A 20,989-nucleotide genomic window follows, 5' to 3' on the forward strand; every position below is an offset into this window, starting at 1 on the left:
TTTACTGCTGTACGAATTTGATACCGAAAGATACAATATTTGCGTCTAAACCATCGCTGCGTGTGTAATGGTTATAACGCAGGTCGATGTTTTTAATACCATAACCCCATATTCTTGCTGCGGCAAATATATCGGTATAGCTTACGCCAAAGCCATATTGCTGTGCGTTGAATGTAGAAAGGTCATAATCGCTGGTATAGTATACTTCCGTTGATAAATGTGTATTGTAAGGGGCAAAATACTTAGACCCCTGTTGTGTATAATACCTGTACATAGGGTATACGGTAAACCTGTCGTTAAGTTTAACCGGAAGCTCTATGTTAGCCGTGTGGGATGATAATCCCCAATCATCTGTATAATAACGGTAGTAGGTGCGAACCACCAGCCATTGGTTTACATAATAGTTTAGTCGGGCACCAACAGGTATCTTAAATCGATTGTCCGGAAGCCTTTCTATATCATCCGCTAAGTGGAACTCATTAATAAAGGAGTCGGCAACATCAGCAAAATAGACCCTTTGATATGGAGTAGACAGTAATCCCTGCTGATAAAGGATATCGGCAAAAAGGGAGAATTGCATTTTTTTTGTCGCTACCTGAGAGAAACTAAACGATAGGGAATAGGAGTTCCTGTTCTTTTTGCTGTGAGGAACAAACCTGTCCGGACTATAATCCTGATTTCCTGTTATGCCAAAGCGGTTAAAGATACCGCCGTTAAGGTCGTAACCGTTATCATAATAATCCTGAAGTTCTTTAGGATAAATGGGCCTCCATTTATCAAGGTAGGCATTACCCGATATGGTAACTTCGGTATTTTTATTATTAAAAAGTTTAGTGTACCCACCTCCAAAACCAATTGAAGAGTAATCATACTCGGTTGAGCCTGATACGTGGGCATTCCAAATAGTGTTTCTGTCATCAGAGCTGTGAGCATAGCCCAGTACCAGTGTGGTTAGCATATCTGAGGCCGATGCTCCCGAACTTGCCTGCCACGGGCTTGGTGTATTACTGTCGAAAGGGTTAATGTTTCCTGAAGATGCCGATGAATAGGCCGAAAGCCCAGCATCTACAGTTAATACATCATCATCATTTAAGGGCATTGCTACTACTATGGTAGGGGTAACATCGGTAAGTTCTTCCATCCCGTTACCTCCCGCAACGGCAGAGTGAACACCATCCTGCTTGTAGTAGCTCATAAGGAAGTCAACTTCCGTGCTTTCAAGTACGCGCTTTTTGTACGTAGCGGTACTATCCTGCTCCTGAGCTACTGCCAGCAGTGAAAAAAAAATTAAAAGTACTGTAAGGTATAGTGTCTTCATGGGTTAATTACAGCCGCAGCCTCCTCCTGTTTTACCTCCGTTAGCGCCGGCAGCTGCTTCTCTATATACTTGATAGTTTGTTTCAAAACGTTCGGTAGAGCGTGCAGTAAGTTTCATCTCCGGGTCGTTGATGTACTGCTTTTGGTATTCCTTTACCGAATTGCAGGACTGCAATGCAACTATTGCAAATCCAAATAATACTATTTTTTTCATGGTTTGTATTTCTCTATATCTATATTATCAGAGGCATGTATATTCCCCTGATCGTCTACTATAATACATTCTATGCCCTTAAGCTGGTTTATAAGGTTGAGTCCCGTTTCTACACCCATAACAAAAACCGAAGTGGCAAGAGCATCGGCAACCTCAGTTGTTTTGGCAAATACCGAAACACTTACAATTCCCGTTGCCGGATAACCCGTGCGCGGGTCTATTATATGTGAATAACGCTTACCGTTAAACATCACATATTTTTCATAACTGCCAGATGTCTCTACAGCACTGTCTTCCAAAGGGAACATAGCAAATACCTTGCTTTTGTTCATAGGGTTTATTATACCCACTGTCCACTGGCTTCCGTCAGGCTGTCTGCCCCAGGCGTTTATATCGCCCGATACATTTACAAGCCCGGAGGTACATCCGTTAGCATAAAGCAGTTCCTTTATCTTATCGGCTATGTAGCCCTGGCCAATACCGCCAAGCCCAAGCTTCATTCCTTTTTCCTTCAGATAAATAGTGTTGTTCTCTTTATCCAGAATTATTTTTTGATACCCAATTCTCTCTACTGATTTTTTGATAGCTTCGGGAGAAGGCATCTCTTTCATGCTACCGTCAAACTTCCATATTCTGTCCATAGAGGCATAAGAAATGTCAAAAGCCCCATCGGTTAGCTTAGAAATCCTGATAGCTCTTTCTACAAGTGCCATTAGCTCATCGCTAACCTTTACGGGCTTTATTCCGGCGTTATCATTAATTACCGAAATCTGCGTGGAGGGGATCCAGTCTGATATAATATTTTCAATACGTTTTACTTCTGCTACGGCAAGGTCTATATATTTATTTGCCTGTAGGGTGTCTCTTGCAACTACGGTAACCTCAAAAGGACTGCCAAGCATAGACAGTTGTCTTTTATGGGCTATCTGACCGTAACTGCTGATAAAACACAGCGTAAACAGAAGCAATAATTTGTTTTTCATGTTATTTTTCAAACGAATGCAATAATGCAATATATTCTTTAGGGCTAATGTTCTTAAATCCGGTTTTGCCCAATACTTTTCCCGTCTTGTCTATTACAACTACCAGAGGGAAATTCCCTTCCTGATTGTATTTTTCTGCCAGCTTGTCGTTATGTTCCTGCTGTGCCTGCAGCAATGCATTTTGTTTCTTTTTAGGAAAATCTGCTTTAAGAAGCACCCATTTTCTGGATGATTCATTTTTAAATTCTTCCGATTGCCATATATTCCTGTCAAGTTTAATACATGGTGCACACCAGTCTGATCCTGAGAATACCAAAACTATGTTTTTGTTTTCTCTTGCCGCAAGGGCTTTTGCCTCATCTACATTATATTTCCAATCCTGGGCAAAGCAGGTTGCACTTATAAATAGTAGTAGTGATAACAGTGCTGTTTTCATAAGAATAAATTTATACAAATTAACGGAGAGATTGAGCTTGTAAATATGTGGGAAACATATTCTTAAGAAAATTTTAAGAAACGGAATCCTCACTGAATGGGTAAATGAATGTTATAATAATTTTAGGATAATTAGGACTTATATTTTATAACTTACAGAAAACGAGAGCAAATGAATATATGTATTAAAAATGTAGGGCTATTCGCATTGTTTATTATAATGTCTTGTGGCGATAAAAAAGAGGCGTCTGCAAAAAGTGATGCTGTATCAGAAAACAGGGTCGAGGTTCAGGTTGTTGAAAATAAATCATCAAAGAGAGATTCAATTATTGACTTTGCAAAACAGTATATGGGTACGCCTTATTGTTATGCAGGTAATACTCCCGAAAAAGGGTTTGACTGTTCGGGATTTGTAAACTTTGTATTTGCTAATTTCAGGATAGATTTACCCCGTAGTTCCTCTGATTTTAAGGATTTGGGTACACCTCTTGAACCCGAAGAGTTCAGGAAAGGAGATATATTAGTGTTTTATGGATATCAGGACAGTAACTCCATTGGTCATTTAGGTATAATATATGAAGCAAACGGTATGGATTCTAAATTTATACATGCGTCTTCAGGATCAGAATATGCCGTTACCATTAGTGAACTTAATTCTGACCATTATTCCAAAAGGTTTTTCAAATGTATTGATGTGATTAGCCCATAACCTCCCTGAAGATTTTTTTGATGCTTTCTATCTCATCGGCATAGATCGTTTTTTTACGGGTCCCAAAATTTAAAGTATTTACTACTTTACTGTTGCCTTCCCATAACTTTTTTATTTGTCCGTTTTCAATCTCCTTTTTACATAAAAAGTCGGGTATAACTGCCAGTCCTACGCCACTACTTAGACATCTTACTATAGAGTTAAGGTTGGGTACTATATAATTGGGCCTAAAATCAGGATGTTTGTTAAAGTTCAACTGCCAAAATCGCCTTAAGTGTTCCATGTCCCCGGTTGTACCATACCATTTTTCGCTTTTAAGCCATGTTTCCATTTCAGTTATATTGTTTTCTTTTAAAAGTTTCTGGAATGCCTTATCATTGGTGTGGTTTCCGCCTACAAGAATTATGGTTTCAGACGAAAAAGGGTCATATTCTATATCCTTACTTGTTACCGCTTGTGGGGTGATAATTAAATCCAGTATACCTTTTTCAAGACTGTCTACCATTTCAGGATATTCTCCAAACCTGATAATAATATTAAAAGGCAGGGTAGCAATATAAGGTTCGAGTGTGGTTTGAAAAGTTTCAAAACACATACCTATACTTATAGTTGGAGTATGTTTTTCTGTACTTCGCTGAAAGCTTTTCTCTGCTTCTTCAAGTTTGCCTATAGCCTCTGTAATAAAATTATATAATGTTTTCCCTCTTTCGGTAGGTATCATTCGGCGGCCCCGTCTTTCAAAAAGTTTATAACCCGTATAATTCTCCAATGAACTTAAATGCAGACTTACTCCGGGTTGAGAGATAAATAGTTCTTCGGCTGCGCCCGTTAATGTACCTGTTTTATATATAGTTTTAAAAGTGCGATACCATTCTAAGTTTACCATGATTTATCTATTATAATTATAATGCAAATGTATGAATTATGTTATTTTTATAATACTTATCCCTGTCATAACTTTGCAGTATGAAATTTTATAAAGTAAAGAACATGAAGAAAATATTTGTAATAAACGGTGGGCAAAAGTTTGGACACTCGGGAGGGAAATTCAATGAAACAGTTACCAATGAAACGGTTAACTTTTTTAATAGCTATCCTGAATTTGAAGTGAAGCTTACTAATATAGGAGAGGGGTATGATGCAGATGAAGAAGTAAATAAATTTACATGGGCCGATGTGATAATTTATCATACGCCTATATGGTGGTTTCAGTTGCCTCATGATTTTAAAAAGTATATAGATGAGGTGTTTACTGCAGGCCATGCAAAAGGTATTTATAAAAGTGACGGACGCAGTTCTGATAATCCTGCTGTTAATTATGGGACAGGAGGAATGCTTCACGGGAGGAAATATATGCTTACCACATCATGGAACGCTCCCAAGGAAGCTTTTACCTTACCAGGAGAGTTCTTTATGGAGAAAAGTGTGGATGAAGGACCATTGTTTGGTTTTCACAGGATGAATGCTTTTACAGGTATGCAGCCATTAAAAAGTATTCACTTTCATGATATTGAAAAGAATGCCAATGTGCAAAAGGATATGAAGGAATATAATAATCACCTGCAGCAAGTATTTACTAAATAGTATAAAAAAAGCCCCTCTGTAGAGGGGCTTTTAGCTTTTACATATATAGCATATCTGCCAGTCGATCATCTCGGTCGTATACATCATCAAAGAATACTACATTACCGTTTTTATCTGCCCAGGCAGTAAAATAGGTTAGAAATACGGGGATTTTCTGTTTTAGCGAATAACTGTTTTCTGTACTTTTGTGCATGGCCGCATCAACCTGTTTTTCTGTCCAGCCACCATCTTTTCCTGTTATGGCAATAGCAAGCTCACGAGCTTTTTGTACCCTTACACAGCCATGACTAAAGGCTCTGTCCTCTTTATTGAAAAGGCTTTTTGCAGGTGTGTCATGCAGGTATATGTTGTTTGAGTTAGGAAACATGAATTTTACAAGCCCAAGAGAATTATTTTTCCCCGGTTTTTGCCTTACGCTCTTACCGTTCCACTCCATATTATGTTGTGCAAGGTAGTTAGGGTTTTTGGCAATAGCAGGTTCAATCTCATTTTTAAGGATACTTTGCGGCACATTCCAGTAAGGGCTAAATACTATATAACTCATTTCTCCGCTAAAAATAACAGTTTTGTGTAGTTCTTTACCTACCACAACCCTTGATATTAGTACAGTATCCTTATCCCTGAAATAATATAATCTGTAAGATGGTATATTTACGGCAATATATTCTTTTTCATTATTAATAGAAGACGGAACCCAACGGCAACGCTCCATATTTACTGTTATGGTTTTAATGCGGTCTTCAACAGGAATATTAAGTTCGTTTACTATAGATTTGGTAATTGTACTGTCAGGATCCCTGTGATGAACACTTTCATAAGTATTGATAGCCTTAAGTAATTCGTTATCAAAAACAGTGCTTTTAGAGTCGTTACTTATGTATCCTTCTATAAACAGCCTGTTTCTAACCTGAGCTACTGCCTGAGCAGAATCTCCCAGCTTGATTGATTTTGTACCTTCATCAAGGGTAATTTTACCCCAACCACCTTTTTTCTGAATAATCCTGTACTTTTCAAGGCCTTTACGAAGATTATAATATTGTGTAAACACTTCTTCCTTGTCCTTTTTAATAAGTTCAGGTTTTTTCATGAGTGTATCCAAATAGCTTACATAGTCTACCCTGTCACGAGGCAGATACCATCCTGTTTCTTTACTTTGTTCAGGATCAAGCCCCTGAAGTACATTTTTTGCGTAGTAAAAATACATAGAACTTACTAATAGTTCCGATTCTACATCTGGCTCATTATTTCCTCTGTAAAATAACTGGTCCAGCGTATCTTTATAAGGCATATTTTTCTTTACACCTTCTTCTTCAAGATTTGAAGAAAGATGATGCAATACATCGGCAAACTCTATAAGTCCTTTTTTGTCGTGCCAAATATAATGGTCGTGCTTTTGGTAAAGTTTTCTTACTTCTCCTTCAAAGTCTTTAAACTTGGGGTACTTAGCAAAAAAGGAGTCAAAATTTGTAGTATCTATAGGTATTACATTATCATGATCATGCACATCTGCACGTGCAATTTCATCCATTTCTTTTTCTTCTTCGGTTTTCTTTTTACATGATATTACTGATACTATGCAGGTTATCATTAAAAGAGCAGCTATTAAGTGTTTTTTCATATTTCTAAAACTTTTTTTCTAAAATTACACAAAAAAACATCTTGATAATTTGTTTTAATAGAAATCTAATTTATATTTAACTAAAGTTTATTAATTTTCGGATTTTTGATTTTCTTTAATCTTAAAATTTTAAACAATTAATAAAATTTTAGCATACTTTTGTTTCAGGTGTACTTACATTTGTGATATATAGCATTAATTGCATGATTATGTCAGAATATGTAAGTTTAGGAAAAAGAGTAAGTGTTTCTGCAATAAGGGATTATCTGTTTGCAAAGAAAATTGACAAGGGTGATTCTCTCATATTGAATATTGCAGATTATGAACACGTTTTAGAAGAAATAAAGAAATCAGGAGAACCTGTTGATATTCCGCTAAATATTTTTGGCGTACTTATTGTTAAGGATAGAAACGGGGATGTACCTATTGGAAAAGTACAGATTGTTGAAGATGACAAAATGTAGAGGTTACAATCTCCATTTTATTACAGAAAAAAGCTTCGTAGTAGTGCCCGAAGCTTTTTTTATTTCCTTTAAAAAATTGATTATCTTTATATTACAGATTTTCTCCCATCGTATTTTTAAAAATTAAATTACTGATAGCGTGGATTATATAGGTTCAAACATTAAATATTTGTGTGATAAATTTAATATGTCTCAGGACGATTTTGGGGCCGAATTCGGACTTAAAAAAAGTGTAGTGGGGACATATATAAGAGGGATTTCACATCCTAAAATTGAAATTATTCAAAATATATGCGATAAGTATAATCTTACTCTGGATGAATTTATAAAAGAAGATATTAGTACTAAACAAACTACACATATATCTGCCTCGGGAACAAACGGTACTATTGATGCAGCAGATTTATACAAGGCAGAGAACAGGGCGTTACAAAAAACCATAGAAGCCCAATGGCAAACTATAGAGGCCATGAAAATTACTATTGATACTTTACTTAATAAGCAATAACAGGTTATAAATTAAACAGTATGAAAGAGAATTTTAAGGTTATACTAACCGCTTTTGAGGAAGCCGGTATAGAAATGGGAACAGTTCAGTTTAGTATTACCGAATATTCCTTAAAAACAAGGCTTAGTTTCAAATTTGAAAATTTTTCGGAATTTTTGGAATTTCTCCAGTTGCATAAATCTAATGATGCTGATAAAGTAGCTGATATTCATAACATTATAGTGGAGCAGGGGATAAACCCGGAAAGTTTTTTTTATGTAAACTTTTTTAAATCAAAAGTAACCGAATTGTAAGGTGTTTTAACGTATGTTAAAGTCAGAAAATTTATCAGAAAAAAAAGTTAATAGTAGATAATAATTTCTAATTTTGCCCGATATATGTATGTAATGGAGTAAGAGCAAGCTAAAGTTTGCAGGTAAAGAAAAAGCATGCATTTTCCCACCAGCTTTACACTCTTATTTAATTATTTATTGCTAAAGAAAAGAAAATGAAGCTGTTCTCACTACTGCTGTCAATTATTGTTTTTACTATATCATTATACTTTTTTAGTATTAAGATTGGCTATGTAAATAGCCTGGATGATGTAATTTATATTTCCCTTCTGGTTACACTTATGGCTATTTGTGTTGTAGGGGTCATTATTAATTGGGAGATATTTAAAAAGAAAGATAAAAGTAAGGTTATACTGTTTGTAAGTAATAGCTTTTCTAAAAAACATAAGAAATAAAAAACTCCGCATTAAGCGGAGTTTTTTATTTTATCTATTTACCGTCTTTGTCTACTACCGGCCTTTCATCTCTGTTTGCAAGTTCCCAGGCTGTGGCAAACACAAGCTGAGCTCTTTTTGCTAAAAGGTCATACTCTATTTTATCAGGAGTATCGGTTGGCATGTGATAATCAGCATGTACACCGTTAAAATAAAATATAATAGGAATACCTTTTTTTGCAAAGTTGTAATGGTCTGACCTGAAATAAAACTGGTTAGGGTCTTTCCTGTCGTTGTATTTGTAATCAAGGCTAAGGTGTGTGTATTTGTTATTGGCTTCTTCGTTTATGTTATGAAGATCAGTGCTTAATCTGTCTGATCCTATAACATACACATAATTGCCATTGTCTTTATGCTCAACATCTCTTCGCCCTATCATATCTACGTTTAGATCGGCAATTGTATTTGCGATAGGGAAGAGAGGATGCTCTGAATAATAACGTGAACCGTGAAGTCCGTGTTCCTCTCCCGTAACATGAAGGAAAAGAATGGAACGTTTTGGTCCGTGTCCTGCTTTTTTGGCTTCCATAAATGCTTTTGCAATTTGCAGTAAAGCTACGGTTCCGGAGCCATCATCATCAGCACCATTATAAACCTCGCCGTTTTTCATACCCACATGATCGTAGTGAGCAGATATTACAAGAACTTCATCGGGTTTTTCTGTACCTTCAATATAAGCCCATATATTTTCTGAATCGTTTAGTTTAGGGCTAAAAGCACGCTGCATAAATTCTGAAGGCACCGGCTGGTACCATCCATCAGCACCTTTAGGATATGAAATACCATTTTCCTCATATTGGCTAATTAGGTATTTACCAGCTTTTTTTTGCCCTTCTTCCCCTGTATTACGGCCTTCCATTTCGTCTGACGCCACTACATAAAGATCCTTCTTTAAATTAGCAGCCGTTATAGTATTCATATACTCAGGAATATAGTCCTTATTTTTTTTGTTTGTACTGCCACATGATAGTACGAGGCAGCTTAAAGAGAGCATAAAAAGCTTATTCATATAGTATTTTAATTGATTTAAGACTTAAAGATAGGAATATTAATGAAGATTGTAGAATGTAAATAATATAAATAAGCCTGTCAAAAACATAATAGCAATAAAGTTTATTAAAAGCATTGCTGTACATTTTATAAAGTTTACTATAAATTTTTCATGATACATTTTTCTATGTGCTCTATAAAAATAATATACTGTCCATACTAGGGTAAGTAATACAAATATACCTACCAATATACTGAAGAAGTTAGAGTCAATTTCAGTAAGGAAATGCCCGACAGTAACCAATATTAAAGTTGATAACAATAAGAAGGAAAAATAATTGAGAGTAAAAATGCCGTGATCAAAAAAGTACCATCTTTTTTTCCCATGAAAAACCCATAATATAAATGCAAAAATTGGCATATATACGAATATTGCTTTTGGAATGTTATGGTTAATTGATTCAATAAACTTTTCTCCTACCTGAACAGGGTTGTTATGTTCATATAACTTTAAAACTTTTTTACCGAGTTTATATTCAAAAGGACTTAATTTAAGATGCTCAGGTTTTATTGCTTCAATTGAATCCATTTCTTTTAAAGACTTATAAGTCATAGGGCTTTTTATAAGAAATTCGTCCCCACTAAATGTTATATTACCTAAAAAAACATTTTGCTCGGTATTTATTTTTTCTTCAATCGAAACATTTTTTTCTACAAGTAATTCAGGATCTGCATGATGGATTGCTTCTAGATCCTCAAATTCCGGATAAAGGTTAGGTAAAAAGAAGGTTACAAAGCTTATAAAAATGTATAACTTAACAGGTGGTACATACTTTTGTCTTTTACCTTCTAGGTATGTTTTAGTAACTCTTCCCGGTCTAAAAAGCAAGTCTCTTAGTGTACGCCAAAAAGCAGTATCATAATGGGTTAAATCTTCTGCAAAGTGCCCAACGAGTTTAGGGAAGGTCTGGCGGGTTTCAACATTTTTCTGTCCACATTTGGAGCAAAAAGCTATATCTACAGTGTAGCCGCAATTTTCGCATTCATTATCGTGACGAAGTGTACCTGACATAGTGTTAATAATTAGGTATAGTTTGTTTGGATGTTAAAACTATGAAAAAATGTTAAATCAAATAAAAAGCCAAACACAAAAGTTTGGCTTTACAGTTATTTTTATTGAATTTTTAATAATTTCTTTAATTATTAAAAAAGTAGAATTCTATTTAAGCACTTCCTTTAAAAACAGCATGAAATGTTGCCAGCTCCTTTTATCAGCCTTTTCGTTATAAGCGGCTCCTTTAGAATTATCGTTTCCGGCTTCTTTCTCAGTAAAGGCATGTACAGCACCACTGTAATATATCATTTGCCAGTCGGCTTTGCTGTTGTCCATTTCTTTTTGAAAAGCTTCTATTTCCTTTTCAGAGACATGAGGATCATCAGCGCCATGTAATACCAAAACTTTTGTATTTATTATATTATCAGGCCTTGAGGCATCCTTTCCTAATCCGCCGTGAAAAGATACCACACCTCTTACAGGCATTCCCGATCTGGCTGCTTCTAATACTCCGGTACCGCCAAAGCAATAACCAATCATAACAATGTTATCAGCTTCTGCACCGGATTTAATAAGTTGCTCCAGAGCCAGTGAAATCCTTTTTTGGTAAGCTTCATAATTATTTTTATAGTACCCCGCCTGTTTACCTGCTTCCTGAGTATTGGCAGGGTAGTTGCCTTCTCCGTAAATATCAGCTATAAATGCATAATATCCCAAATCGGCCAGCTCTTGGGCAACTTCTTTAGAGTGATTGCTTATTCCTTTCCAGGCAGGTAATATAAGTATACCGGGTTTATTTTTATTTGGTTTTGCAGGTACTGCAGCAAAGCCGTTAAGTTTTTGGTTACCGTCATTATACACTACAGGTTTTAACTGGGCATTGGTAAATGTCGTCATACAAAGGGCTATGAATAAGTAAATGGTTTTCATGGTTGTTATCTTTTGAGTAAAAATAAAAAAAAGAAAGCTTTCAGATGCAATATCTAAAAGCTTTCCGCGAATTAAAGTATTAACCTTAATCAGGTTTCTTTAAGCTCTTTGAAGTTCGTGTTTACCTTCTTTAATTTCTTCTACCATCTTTTTATTAAAGGCAGGCAGGTCTTTAGGAGTACGGCTTGTTACAAGTCCGTTATCTACAACAACCTCTTCATCTACCCAGTTGGCTCCTGCATTAATAAGGTCGGTTTTTACAGAAGAGAACGAAGTTAGTTTTCTTCCGTCTACAACTCCGGCTTCAATAAGCGTTTGTGGTCCGTGGCAAATAGCGGCTACCGGTTTTTTCTCTTCAAAGAAATCCTTTACAAAAGCTACTGCTTTTTCATTTCTCCTTAAAAGATCAGGGTTAATTACACCTCCCGGAAGAACTAATGCATGATAATCTGACGACGATACTTCATCTACAGTTTTATCTACATTAAACTCTTTTCCCCAGTTACCATTGGTCCATGACTTAATTGTACCGCTTTCCGGACTAACAATTTCTGCTGTCCATCCCTGTTGCTCTAAATATTCTTTAGGCGATTGTAGTTCGCTCTCCTCAAATCCGTTAGTTGCCAGTATGGCTACTCTCTTACTCATGATTTTTATTTTTTTATGGTTAGTAATTTATTTAATACCATAAAGTTAGCCTATACAAAACAGGAGGTGTTTTAATGGTGTACTAAAGTTGTGCTAATGTTTGTTAACTGGGAAAATATTAGTAGTACTTTTAAGATGGTTTACATAAATGCTATACTTATGAAGGAAATTTTTGAATGGAAAAGGTTGCTTTTTAATGACCTTCCTGTTTCTTTTTTACTGGAGGTTATATTTAGGACAGTTGTAATGTTTATTATGGTTTTAATAACCTTAAAACTAACGGGGAAGAGGGGAGTAAAGCAACTTTCTGTTTTTGAGGTAGTAATTATTATATCGTTGGGGTCGGCAGCCGGTGACCCTATGTTTTATGAGGATGTAGGTATTATTCCGGCTATAACCGTTTTTGCTTGCATATTATTAATGTACAGGATAGTAACGGTACTTTTGGGTAAAAGTAAAAAGTTTGAAATATTTATGGAGGGTAAAGTACAATGCTTTGTAGAAGACGGACAATTTTCCATACATAATTTTGAAAAGGAAGATTTAGCAAAAGACGAGTTTTTTGCTGAATTAAGGTTAAAATCCATAGAGCATTTAGGACAGGTTAAAAATGCCTATATAGAAACTAATGGTGCTATAAGCGTATATTTTTATGAGGATGTAGATATAAAGTACGGATTACCTATACGACCTCAGTTATTTAACCTTAAAAGTACTAACATTCCAAAATCAGGAATTTATGCCTGTACGTTTTGTGCCAATACACAGGAACTGGAACCAACACATGCAAACTGTTCTGTTTGTGGTAGGAACGAATGGGTAGAAGCTATAAATACAAAAAGAGTACAATAAAAAAACACTGCCTAAGCAGTGTTTTTTTATAAAATAGAATATAATTAATTAACCTCTTGAATTTCTACCGTTTGATGACCTTGAAGGGGCAGGTGAACTGCTTCTTGAAGGTGAAGAAGATCTCATGCTTGGTGAGCTGCTTCTCGAACTTGAAGGTGTACTCCTTACAGATGGGCTACTGCTTCTTGAAGGGGATGAACTTCTAACAGATGGAGAACTACTTCTTGAAGGCGATGTACTTCTCACTGAAGGACTGCTATTTCTAGAAGGTTCAGTTCTTACATTTGGAGAGCTGCTTCTTGAAGGTATAGCATCATAAGACCTGCTGTTGCTGGTAGAAGGATTAGACCTTACTACATTACTGTTACCTCTTGATCTTACAGTTCCCTGATTATTATCTCTTGAAGAACTGCTGATAGCACTGCTTCTTGAAGGAGTTGTTGTTCTAACACTACCATTATTATCCGTTCTGGAAGAGTTAATGCTTCTGCCTCTGCTGTAATCTGCTGTAGATCGTGAAGAACTGTTATAAGAGTTTCTCGAAGCTGTTGAAGATCTTTCTACTCTTACATTTTCCCTTGTTTGTTCTAAAGCATACCTGTTTGTTGAATTGGTACGGCTTGCAAACGAACGGTCAGGGTGCATTCTTTCATATCCGTTAGATCTTCTTGTACTGTGCATTGCAACTGCACGTGAACTTCTTCGGGTAGTTACATAGTTACATGTATTGTTTACGTTTACATATACATGTACATGGTTTCTGTATCTGTATACAGGATAAGGAGCCCAGTAACTATAGTAAGTAGGGTAGTAACCCCAATACCAAGGTGAGTAGTAAGGGCGGTATGATATTGCCCAAAATACATCAAATATAACTGGTCTTGTAACATATACCGGTTCATATATATAGTTAGCACCGTACATATAAACGTCTCCTACTACCTGAACCTGAACATCATTACCGCTTCTTTCAACTTCAACAGTTGCAATATCCTGATAAGTATCGGGTCCTAAAACCGATTGTAATATAATTAAGTGAGTATTGCTTTGTGTCGCTTCTATCACTCTAATATAGTCTACGTAGTTATCTCCGTTAAGGTCTAGGTTAGATATTTGAAGATCGGGATCATTTAACCTTCTTTCAAAATCTTCCAAATCGCTCGATTCACCAAATATGGTGGCAACCGCCCTTAAGTCTAAGTTGTCGCTTATATCTGTATTGTTTGCACGTACAGTTGTAACGTCCTGAGCAAAAATGTTGTTTACACAAAGTAAAACAAAAAGGGCTATATGTAATAATCTCGTTTTCATAGTCTCAAAGTATTTATTTGCCCAAAAAATTAATTTCTTGTTGTTTGATTAGTAATAACCAATTACTGTGCCAATAATTTTTTATACCTTTATCACTATACTGAAAACCCTTTATTTATAAGGGGTTTAAATAACTAACAGCATATATGGAAATAATAAAAGCCGGCCTAAACGACTTTAACTTAATACACTCTCTGGCCGAAAATGTATGGCCGCAAACTTATAAAAATATTCTTACTCCGCAGCAAATAGAATATATGTTTGAAATGATGTATAGTCAAAAAGCTTATAATGAGCAGATTGAAAAAAAAGGTCATCATTTTATACTTATAAAGGATGAAAGTGGTTATTTAGGTTTTGCCTCTTATGAACCTAATTATAATAATACGCCCGTTACTAAGATTCATAAAATATATGTACTTCCAGAAACTCAGGGAAAAGGAGTAGGCCGTGCCATGATTGATGAAATAGCTGCGATTGCTAAGCAAAAAGGTAATATACGGGTTTCCCTTAATGTGAACCGTTTTAATAAAGCTGTAGGTTTTTATGAAAACATAGGTTTTGTAAATACCGGACAGGAAGATATAGATATAGGAAATGGTTATTTAATGGAAGACTTTGTAATGGTGAAGACTTTATAGTTTTATAATAACTTTCTGTAATGTTTATGATATCAATAACATAGCTACAGTATTATTAGAGGTAAATTTGAGTAAAACAAAAAAACAACGCTATGATTACTCAAATTCCAAACCTGCCATCTAATATGGTTGGTTTTCACTCATCGGGAGAGGTAACAAAAGATGATTTTGATATCGTAAAACAAAAAGTAGCTGAACTTGTAGAGAAAACAGGTAAATTAAACTACTTATTATTTCTTGATAATTCTCCAAAAGATTTTACGGCGGGTGCCTGGCTTCAGGATGCCCTTTTAGGTATTAACAATATTACCAAATGGAACAGGGCTGCCATAGTTTCTGATTCTGAAACGGTAATTAAGTTTACTGATACTTTTAGTAAAGTAATGCCGGGTGAGTACAGAGGTTTTCATAAACCTGAGTATCAAAAAGCAGTTGACTGGGTATCTGAAAAAACAGCTTAAAAGAGAAATATTATGGGAAATTTTGAAAACCTTTCACAACAAGAGGCAATAGCCAAAATTAAAGAACTGGCTGAAGACATTAAGATTTGTATGTTTTGTACGGAACTTTCGGTAAGGCCAATACCAACAAGGCCGATGAGCCTGCAGGAAGTAGATGATAATGGAAATCTGTGGTTTATAAGTTCGGCTAAAAGCAATAAGAATTTTGAGATAAAACACGATGATGAAGTTCAGCTTATGTTTGCCAAAAATGCTGATGCACATTTTCTTTCTTTATTCGGGAAAGCGGTAATATACAAGGATAAAGCTCATATTGACGAGGTTTGGACTCCTATTGCCAAGACCTGGTTTGAAGAAGGTAAAAATGATCCGGATGTAACAATAATTAAAGTTGAGCCAAAAGAAGCATATTACTGGGACACTAAAGAAGGAAAGATGATCACAATGCTTAGATGGGCTGCCGGGGCAATTGTAGGAAACTCTATAGACGATGGTAGCCGTGAAGGCAGGTTAAACGTATAAATACACTTAATAATTGGTTATTTAGTAAAGGCTTTTCTTAACAAGGAGAAGCCTTTATTTATATATATAGATTACCGCTTCTATATGAATCTAGCGGTAAGACCTTAACATTCTTCTCGGTCTCTTTTTCCTCAACATATACAGCATATTCTGCCGGCCTTATTTTTGCACCTACATGTTCTGCATAAGCTTTGGTAAATTCTGCACCAATATAAAGAATAGCTGCCGAGAAATATACCCACAAAAGTATTACTATAATAGATCCCGCAGCTCCGTAAGGAGACCCTGCCGCTGTAGTTTCTATATACAAGCCTATAAGGTATCGTCCAAGCATAAATAAGCAGGCTGTAAAAAATGCTCCGGCTCTAACATCTTTCCATGTTATTTTAGCATCAGGCAGTACTTTAAAGATGGTGCCAAACAAAACAGTTATAACACCAAAGTTTATAGCTATATCGGCAATATTAATGAATATAACCGCTACCTGTGGGAAATAACCTTTAAGTATTTCGTTTAGAGCCACTAAAGCCCCGTTAATTAATAATGAAACAATAAGTAAAAACCCTAACCCTATAATTATTGATCCTGAAAGTAATCTTGTTTTTAAGAATTTTAACCAGCCTCTCTTTGGTTTAGCTTTAAGGTTCCATATAATGTTTATGGAATCCTGTATTTCCCCAAAAACCGTAGTTGCACCTATTACAAGGGTAACAGCCCCTATAATCATTGAAATATTTGTCTTTCCCGACAGTTCAAGGTTCTGAATTATTTCCTGTATTTGTAAAGCAGCATTAGAACCTATTAAACCATTTATTTCGGTAAAAACCCTTCCTTCAACGGCTTCCCTTCCAAAGAAGATTCCCGTAAGCGAAATAATCAGTAATAACAGGGGTGCCAAAGAAAAGACAGTATAATAAGATAAGGATGCGCTAAGCTTTAAACCTTTGTCATTCATAAAACCTGTAAAGGTATCTTTGAGTACTTTACCGGACGATTTAATCAGTTGTCTTTTCGAATATGCTATCATAGGGATGGGATTAGAATATTAAAATTAAAAACCACCAGTATTAAATACTATAATATTAACATTACTATAAGGATATTCGTTCAATATTTTTACTTTTTAAGTGTAAATTAAAGCTTACAATTTAAAAACCCAAAGTTTTCATAAATCTTACAAATAGAGGATATTAAGTATTGCTGCTAACTAATTATAAAGTAACTTTATAGTGTAATTAAGCTTATTATAAAGCCCTTTATTATCAAATATTTACTAAAAAATTCATCTATGAGGATTGTAATAATAGGTGGTGGTTTTGCAGGAATTAATCTTGCTAATAATCTAGCCAAAGACAACAACTTTAAAGTAACACTGGTAGATAAAAACAATTATAACTTTTTTCCTCCGCTAATATATCAGGTAGCCACTGCTTACCTTGAACCGTCCAGTATCAGTTATCCTTTCAGAAAGTTATTCAGGAAAAAGGGGAACATACAATTTCGTATGGGAGAATTCCTTTCCGTAAGTCCTTCCGAAAATAAAGTGATACTTCACAACGGTGAGCTGGAGTACGATAAGCTTATTTTTGCCACAGGAGCAGAAACTAACTATTTTGGGATGGAAAACGTAAAGAATAACGCCATCCCGATGAAAACGCTTAATGATGCTATAGAAATGCGTAATAAGCTTTTACAGCGCATGGAAAAGGCAGCAATATGCAAAAACAGTAAAGAACGTCGAAAATATCTTACCATTGTGGTAGCAGGAGGAGGGCCTACAGGGGTAGAGGTATCTGGTATGTTTGCCGAAATGCGTAATGGTATTTTACGTAAAGAGTATCCGGAGCTTTCTACAACAGTAAGTAATATATATCTTGTGGATGGTGGGCCAAGCTTGTTAGGGCCAATGAGTGAAAAATCTCAAAAGGACACGTATGATGCCTTAACCAAACTTGGGGTTATTGTAAAACTTAACACCCGCGTTACCGATTATGTAGATGATGTAGTTCATTTTGCAAATGGGGAGACCATTACTACCAAAAACCTTATTTGGGCAGCCGGAGTATACGCAAGGGTATTTGAAGGTATACCACAGGAGAGCTATGGTCGTGGCAGACGTATGATTGTTGATGAGCACAATAAATTACAGGGAATGGATAATATTTATGCCATAGGTGACACTTGTATTATGCATACCGACCCTAATTTCCCGGAAGGCCACCCGCAGTTGGCACAAACAGCCATACAACAGGGGGAACAGTTAGCCAAAAACTTTAAGAGAATGATTAAGGGAGAGGCCTTAAAACCGTTTAGTTATAACGATAAAGGTTCTATGGCTATTATTGGTAAAAACAAAGCCGTGGTTGATATTCCAAAACCTAAATTACACTTTAAAGGATTTATTGCCTGGTTAATGTGGTTGTTTATTCACTTAATGTCGCTTATAGGCTACCGTAACAGGATTGCTACTGCATGGAACTGGATGATTGCTTACTTCTCCCAGGATCAGTCGTTGCGAATGATTATAAGACCCAATAAAAAGAAGGGAGCAATTAATTAACTATACAAATAAAAAGGGAATATCTTAACTATTCCCTTTTTTATTAGTTGTAAGGTATATACTTAAACCATTCCCAAGGTATATATTTATCGGCAATGCCGTATTCCAGTAGTTCTTTAAAAATGCTCTCGGCATTATCAGAATTACTCATAATCAACATACCTTTTCCGGATTGTGGAAAAATAATAGAGAAGTGTTGGAATCCATCACCATGGCCTCCTTTAAAAACACCAATTCCATAAAGGGTTTCCAGATAACCTCATCCAAGCCCGTAGCTTAGTTTTATATCATCATACTTATTGGATGTAAGTTTGGCTCCTTCACCAAACTGGGTAACAGAATTTATTTTTACCTGTGGGTGAAACATTTCATTAGTAGATTCCTTAGTTATTATTTTATTGTTGAATACTGCGGTTAAAAACTTTATGTAATCGCTAAAAGTGGTCTCCATAGTACTGGCTCCTCTTGGCTCATTGTCCTTGTCTTTCTCATAAAGGCCTTCGTCTTTGTTATGTCCGTAAGCAAAATCTTTTTCAAACTCCGGCTTCCATTCAAAAGCAGAATTATTCATCCCTAATGGTTTAAAAATATATTTCTGAACGAGCTTTTCCAGGTTTTTACCGGTAATCTTTTCAAGTACTACTTGTAGGTAAACAAGGCCTTCACCACTATAAGAGTACTTTTCACCAGGAATGTTGTGTATTTTTAGTTTCATATCAGGTTCATAAAATCTCCAGTTAGCAAAACCGGTAGTATGTGCCAGGCACATACGGGCTGTTATTTTATGATAAAGGCTGTCTGATCTTAAATCATTGTAATTATCATGCCATTTGGTTTGCGGTTCGTATTCATAAATCTTTTTAGGCAGGTAGGATTCCAGCGGAGTATCAAGGTCAATAACCCCTTCTTCAACCATTTTTAGGGTTAATACAGCAAATACTGCTTTACTAAGCGATGCCCCATAAATATTGGTCGAATCGGTTAATATTAATTTTTTAGATGCGTCCTTATATCCGGTTACATGCTCATACACCGGTTGATTGTTATTAAATATAGATACAGCCATTCCTGTTACATGAGCCTCTTTTGTAAGATGGTCAATTTTGTAGGTAATTGAATCTTTTGAAATGGTACTTCCGTCTAAACTCTCAATGATATCGGTACTTTTAGTGTTGCAGCCGGTAACAAATGCTGTAAGCACAATAAGGGCAATTACCTTAGAGGCTGTGTTTTTTTTGAATTTTAAAAACGGAATAGATAGCGGGTAATAGCATTTATCCTTTTTTAGTACGTAGATTACGTTGAATATAACTATTGCAATACATAAAGGTGTGGTAAGTATAAATATAAAGAACCCAAAACCTTCTACAGTAATTAAAGCTACAAATGATAACAGAGCATATATTAATACTGAAATCTGGAAATTGATGATTTTTATGCCATGTTCGTCATAAATAGAATTGTCCTCTCTTTTATGTATCCAAAGAAAAAGGGGGATTAATACATTACATAACGGAACAAAAAGTCCCAAAAGTGGAGTGGCATGCATCAGTAATAACCATTTCTTTTTTACGGTTTCCTCTTTAGGATCATCTAAAGGCAATAAATCATTTACTTCAACATCAAGGGCAGCGGCAAGCAATTTAATAGTATTAAGATGCGGATTTACCTCTGCGCTCTCTATACGTTGTATGGTACGTACTGTAACATTTGTTCTTAGGGATAATTCTTCCTGAGATAATCCTTTAATTTTTCTCTGGTACTTTAGTCTTTCGGCAATTGATTGATTCTTCATGATTTTTGGTTTTTATTATGAAGCAAATGTATCCTATCCGCCTTGTTTTTAACCCGACATTTAGATGTCATGTAGCTGTCATTCCCTTATAAATAAAGAGTTTTGAGCAACAATTATCTTTTTACCTATTTAAGAATATCCGTTAACCTGAAGATCAAACAACTCTCTTCTATCAAGGTTATATTTTACATTCCAGTAAAAGCTTCCGCCGTCAAGAATGTTTATTCTTTCTTTAAGCCAGTATTTTTTTGCAGACTGGTCTGCATTTTTCCAAAAGCAGTTAATAAGCAGTATATGTTCACCTTTTTCATTTATATAACCAAAATATTGCCTAAGGTATTTATTCAGGTTTTTATGAACAACAGGTGAAGAAGACTGATTGGTAAGCAGGTAGTTTAATTTTTCCAATTTAGATTTTAATACACCTTCGGCTATTGTAACCTGTTCCTGAGTGGGAGTAAACCTGTTTTCCGGTAACCAGTCCTTATATTCGGCAGGAAAGATAGCTACATCAAAATCGGAAGTTTTAAAGTGTTCAGCTTCCTGAGAGAAAGAAATAAATGAAATTAAGCAGACTAAGACTGTAAGGAGCTTTTTCATGATTAGGCATTGGTTTACTTTCCAAAT

The 20,989-nt window shown here is 35.5% G+C and carries 24 protein-coding genes; 10 read left to right on the forward strand and 14 right to left on the reverse strand.

The window, feature by feature from the left end; all coding sequences use genetic code 11:
- Position 1: 1 nt before the first annotated feature.
- The 4 genes from NU09_RS11530 to NU09_RS11545 are packed head-to-tail and all read right to left on the reverse strand — an operon-like array spanning position 2 to position 2,950.
- Entirely contained in the window at positions 2 to 1,318 is a 1,317-nt protein-coding gene (locus tag NU09_RS11530) for a DUF3570 domain-containing protein (RefSeq protein WP_129751443.1), read from the reverse strand.
- A 3-nt stretch (positions 1,319 to 1,321) separates the two neighbouring features.
- The gene (locus tag NU09_RS11535) at positions 1,322 to 1,531 is read right to left on the reverse strand and encodes a DUF4266 domain-containing protein (RefSeq protein ID WP_129751444.1); all 210 of its coding nucleotides are present in this window, start codon (positions 1,529 to 1,531) and stop codon (positions 1,322 to 1,324) included.
- Positions 1,528 to 2,514 carry an FAD:protein FMN transferase gene (locus NU09_RS11540; RefSeq protein ID WP_129751445.1) on the reverse strand — a complete coding sequence of 329 codons (987 nt, stop codon included), beginning with the start codon at positions 2,512 to 2,514 and terminating at the stop codon, positions 1,528 to 1,530. The genes NU09_RS11535 and NU09_RS11540 overlap by 4 nt, the downstream gene beginning before the upstream one ends.
- A gap of 1 nt (position 2,515) precedes the next feature.
- Positions 2,516 to 2,950 carry a thioredoxin family protein gene (locus tag NU09_RS11545; protein ID WP_129751446.1) on the reverse strand — a complete coding sequence of 145 codons (435 nt, stop codon included), beginning with the start codon at positions 2,948 to 2,950 and terminating at the stop codon, positions 2,516 to 2,518.
- A 171-nt stretch (positions 2,951 to 3,121) separates the two neighbouring features.
- Between NU09_RS11545 and NU09_RS11550 the strand changes: the two genes are divergently transcribed.
- Positions 3,122 to 3,658 carry a C40 family peptidase gene (locus NU09_RS11550; RefSeq protein WP_242501867.1) on the forward strand — a complete coding sequence of 179 codons (537 nt, stop codon included), beginning with the start codon at positions 3,122 to 3,124 and terminating at the stop codon, positions 3,656 to 3,658.
- On the opposite strand, the gene NU09_RS11555 is transcribed toward NU09_RS11550, so the two are convergent.
- Positions 3,648 to 4,544 carry a LysR family transcriptional regulator gene (locus tag NU09_RS11555; RefSeq protein WP_129751447.1) on the reverse strand — a complete coding sequence of 299 codons (897 nt, stop codon included), beginning with the start codon at positions 4,542 to 4,544 and terminating at the stop codon, positions 3,648 to 3,650. The genes NU09_RS11550 and NU09_RS11555 overlap by 11 nt on opposite strands.
- A 104-nt stretch (positions 4,545 to 4,648) precedes the next feature.
- Between NU09_RS11555 and NU09_RS11560 the strand changes: the two genes are divergently transcribed.
- Complete coding sequence (locus NU09_RS11560; protein ID WP_129751480.1) at positions 4,649 to 5,242, forward strand: NAD(P)H-dependent oxidoreductase; 594 nt, start codon at positions 4,649 to 4,651, stop codon at positions 5,240 to 5,242.
- 37 nt (positions 5,243 to 5,279) lie between these two features.
- Here NU09_RS11560 and NU09_RS11565 read toward each other — a convergent pair whose 3' ends face one another.
- The gene (locus NU09_RS11565) at positions 5,280 to 6,860 is read right to left on the reverse strand and encodes a murein L,D-transpeptidase (RefSeq protein ID WP_129751448.1); all 1,581 of its coding nucleotides are present in this window, start codon (positions 6,858 to 6,860) and stop codon (positions 5,280 to 5,282) included.
- A 209-nt stretch (positions 6,861 to 7,069) separates the two neighbouring features.
- On the opposite strand from NU09_RS11565, the gene NU09_RS11570 reads away from it, so the two are divergent.
- The 3 genes from NU09_RS11570 (at position 7,070) to NU09_RS11580 (ending at position 8,125) form a co-directional block, all read left to right on the forward strand.
- On the forward strand, positions 7,070 to 7,324 hold the full coding sequence (locus NU09_RS11570) for a hypothetical protein (protein ID WP_129751449.1): 255 nt from the start codon (positions 7,070 to 7,072) through the stop codon (positions 7,322 to 7,324).
- A 169-nt stretch (positions 7,325 to 7,493) separates the two neighbouring features.
- A complete protein-coding gene (locus NU09_RS11575; protein WP_129751450.1) occupies positions 7,494 to 7,832 on the forward strand; it encodes a helix-turn-helix domain-containing protein in 339 nt (112 codons plus the stop codon).
- A 20-nt stretch (positions 7,833 to 7,852) separates the two neighbouring features.
- Positions 7,853 to 8,125: a hypothetical protein gene (locus NU09_RS11580; protein ID WP_129751451.1), complete on the forward strand. Its 273-nt coding sequence runs from the start codon at positions 7,853 to 7,855 to the stop codon at positions 8,123 to 8,125.
- Between the two features lie 468 nt (positions 8,126 to 8,593).
- Here NU09_RS11580 and NU09_RS11585 read toward each other — a convergent pair whose 3' ends face one another.
- The 4 genes from NU09_RS11585 to NU09_RS11600 form a co-directional block, all read right to left on the reverse strand.
- Complete coding sequence (locus NU09_RS11585) at positions 8,594 to 9,607, reverse strand: M28 family metallopeptidase (RefSeq protein ID WP_129751452.1); 1,014 nt, start codon at positions 9,605 to 9,607, stop codon at positions 8,594 to 8,596.
- A gap of 39 nt (positions 9,608 to 9,646) precedes the next feature.
- Positions 9,647 to 10,660: a DUF3667 domain-containing protein gene (locus tag NU09_RS11590; protein WP_129751453.1), complete on the reverse strand. Its 1,014-nt coding sequence runs from the start codon at positions 10,658 to 10,660 to the stop codon at positions 9,647 to 9,649.
- Between the two features lie 147 nt (positions 10,661 to 10,807).
- Positions 10,808 to 11,572, reverse strand: a complete 765-nt coding sequence (locus NU09_RS11595; protein ID WP_129751454.1) for a dienelactone hydrolase family protein — start codon at positions 11,570 to 11,572, stop codon at positions 10,808 to 10,810.
- A gap of 99 nt (positions 11,573 to 11,671) precedes the next feature.
- Positions 11,672 to 12,220, reverse strand: a complete 549-nt coding sequence (locus tag NU09_RS11600; protein ID WP_129751455.1) for a type 1 glutamine amidotransferase domain-containing protein — start codon at positions 12,218 to 12,220, stop codon at positions 11,672 to 11,674.
- Between the two features lie 159 nt (positions 12,221 to 12,379).
- Between NU09_RS11600 and NU09_RS11605 the strand changes: the two genes are divergently transcribed.
- Positions 12,380 to 13,072 carry a DUF421 domain-containing protein gene (locus tag NU09_RS11605; protein WP_129751456.1) on the forward strand — a complete coding sequence of 231 codons (693 nt, stop codon included), beginning with the start codon at positions 12,380 to 12,382 and terminating at the stop codon, positions 13,070 to 13,072.
- A 48-nt stretch (positions 13,073 to 13,120) separates the two neighbouring features.
- Here NU09_RS11605 and NU09_RS11610 read toward each other — a convergent pair whose 3' ends face one another.
- The gene (locus NU09_RS11610; protein ID WP_129751457.1) at positions 13,121 to 14,383 is read right to left on the reverse strand and encodes a hypothetical protein; all 1,263 of its coding nucleotides are present in this window, start codon (positions 14,381 to 14,383) and stop codon (positions 13,121 to 13,123) included.
- 146 nt (positions 14,384 to 14,529) lie between these two features.
- Between NU09_RS11610 and NU09_RS11615 the strand changes: the two genes are divergently transcribed.
- The 3 genes from NU09_RS11615 to NU09_RS11625 all read left to right on the forward strand — a co-directional run bounded on the left by NU09_RS11615 (position 14,530) and on the right by NU09_RS11625 (position 16,007).
- A complete protein-coding gene (locus NU09_RS11615; protein ID WP_129751458.1) occupies positions 14,530 to 15,024 on the forward strand; it encodes a GNAT family N-acetyltransferase in 495 nt (164 codons plus the stop codon).
- A 92-nt stretch (positions 15,025 to 15,116) separates the two neighbouring features.
- Positions 15,117 to 15,485, forward strand: a complete 369-nt coding sequence (locus NU09_RS11620) for an STAS/SEC14 domain-containing protein (RefSeq protein WP_129751459.1) — start codon at positions 15,117 to 15,119, stop codon at positions 15,483 to 15,485.
- A gap of 12 nt (positions 15,486 to 15,497) precedes the next feature.
- Positions 15,498 to 16,007 carry a pyridoxamine 5'-phosphate oxidase family protein gene (locus NU09_RS11625; RefSeq protein ID WP_129751460.1) on the forward strand — a complete coding sequence of 170 codons (510 nt, stop codon included), beginning with the start codon at positions 15,498 to 15,500 and terminating at the stop codon, positions 16,005 to 16,007.
- A gap of 58 nt (positions 16,008 to 16,065) precedes the next feature.
- Here the strand turns inward: NU09_RS11625 and NU09_RS11630 are convergent, their stop codons facing one another.
- Complete coding sequence (locus tag NU09_RS11630; protein WP_129751461.1) at positions 16,066 to 17,034, reverse strand: YihY/virulence factor BrkB family protein; 969 nt, start codon at positions 17,032 to 17,034, stop codon at positions 16,066 to 16,068.
- 261 nt (positions 17,035 to 17,295) lie between these two features.
- Here NU09_RS11630 and NU09_RS11635 point away from each other — a divergent pair, with 261 nt between their 5' ends.
- Positions 17,296 to 18,567 carry an NAD(P)/FAD-dependent oxidoreductase gene (locus NU09_RS11635; RefSeq protein WP_129751462.1) on the forward strand — a complete coding sequence of 424 codons (1,272 nt, stop codon included), beginning with the start codon at positions 17,296 to 17,298 and terminating at the stop codon, positions 18,565 to 18,567.
- A 259-nt stretch (positions 18,568 to 18,826) separates the two neighbouring features.
- Here the strand turns inward: NU09_RS11635 and NU09_RS11640 are convergent, their stop codons facing one another.
- Together NU09_RS11640 and NU09_RS11645 are read right to left on the reverse strand one after the other, a co-directional pair.
- Positions 18,827 to 20,362 carry a serine hydrolase gene (locus NU09_RS11640; RefSeq protein WP_242501868.1) on the reverse strand — a complete coding sequence of 512 codons (1,536 nt, stop codon included), beginning with the start codon at positions 20,360 to 20,362 and terminating at the stop codon, positions 18,827 to 18,829.
- 129 nt (positions 20,363 to 20,491) lie between these two features.
- Positions 20,492 to 20,962, reverse strand: a complete 471-nt coding sequence (locus NU09_RS11645; RefSeq protein WP_129751463.1) for a hypothetical protein — start codon at positions 20,960 to 20,962, stop codon at positions 20,492 to 20,494.
- Positions 20,963 to 20,989: the final 27 nt, after the last annotated feature.

Source organism: Flavobacterium beibuense (genome assembly GCF_004151245.1).
GTDB classification, from domain to species: Bacteria; Bacteroidota; Bacteroidia; order Flavobacteriales; family Flavobacteriaceae; genus Flavobacterium; species Flavobacterium beibuense_A.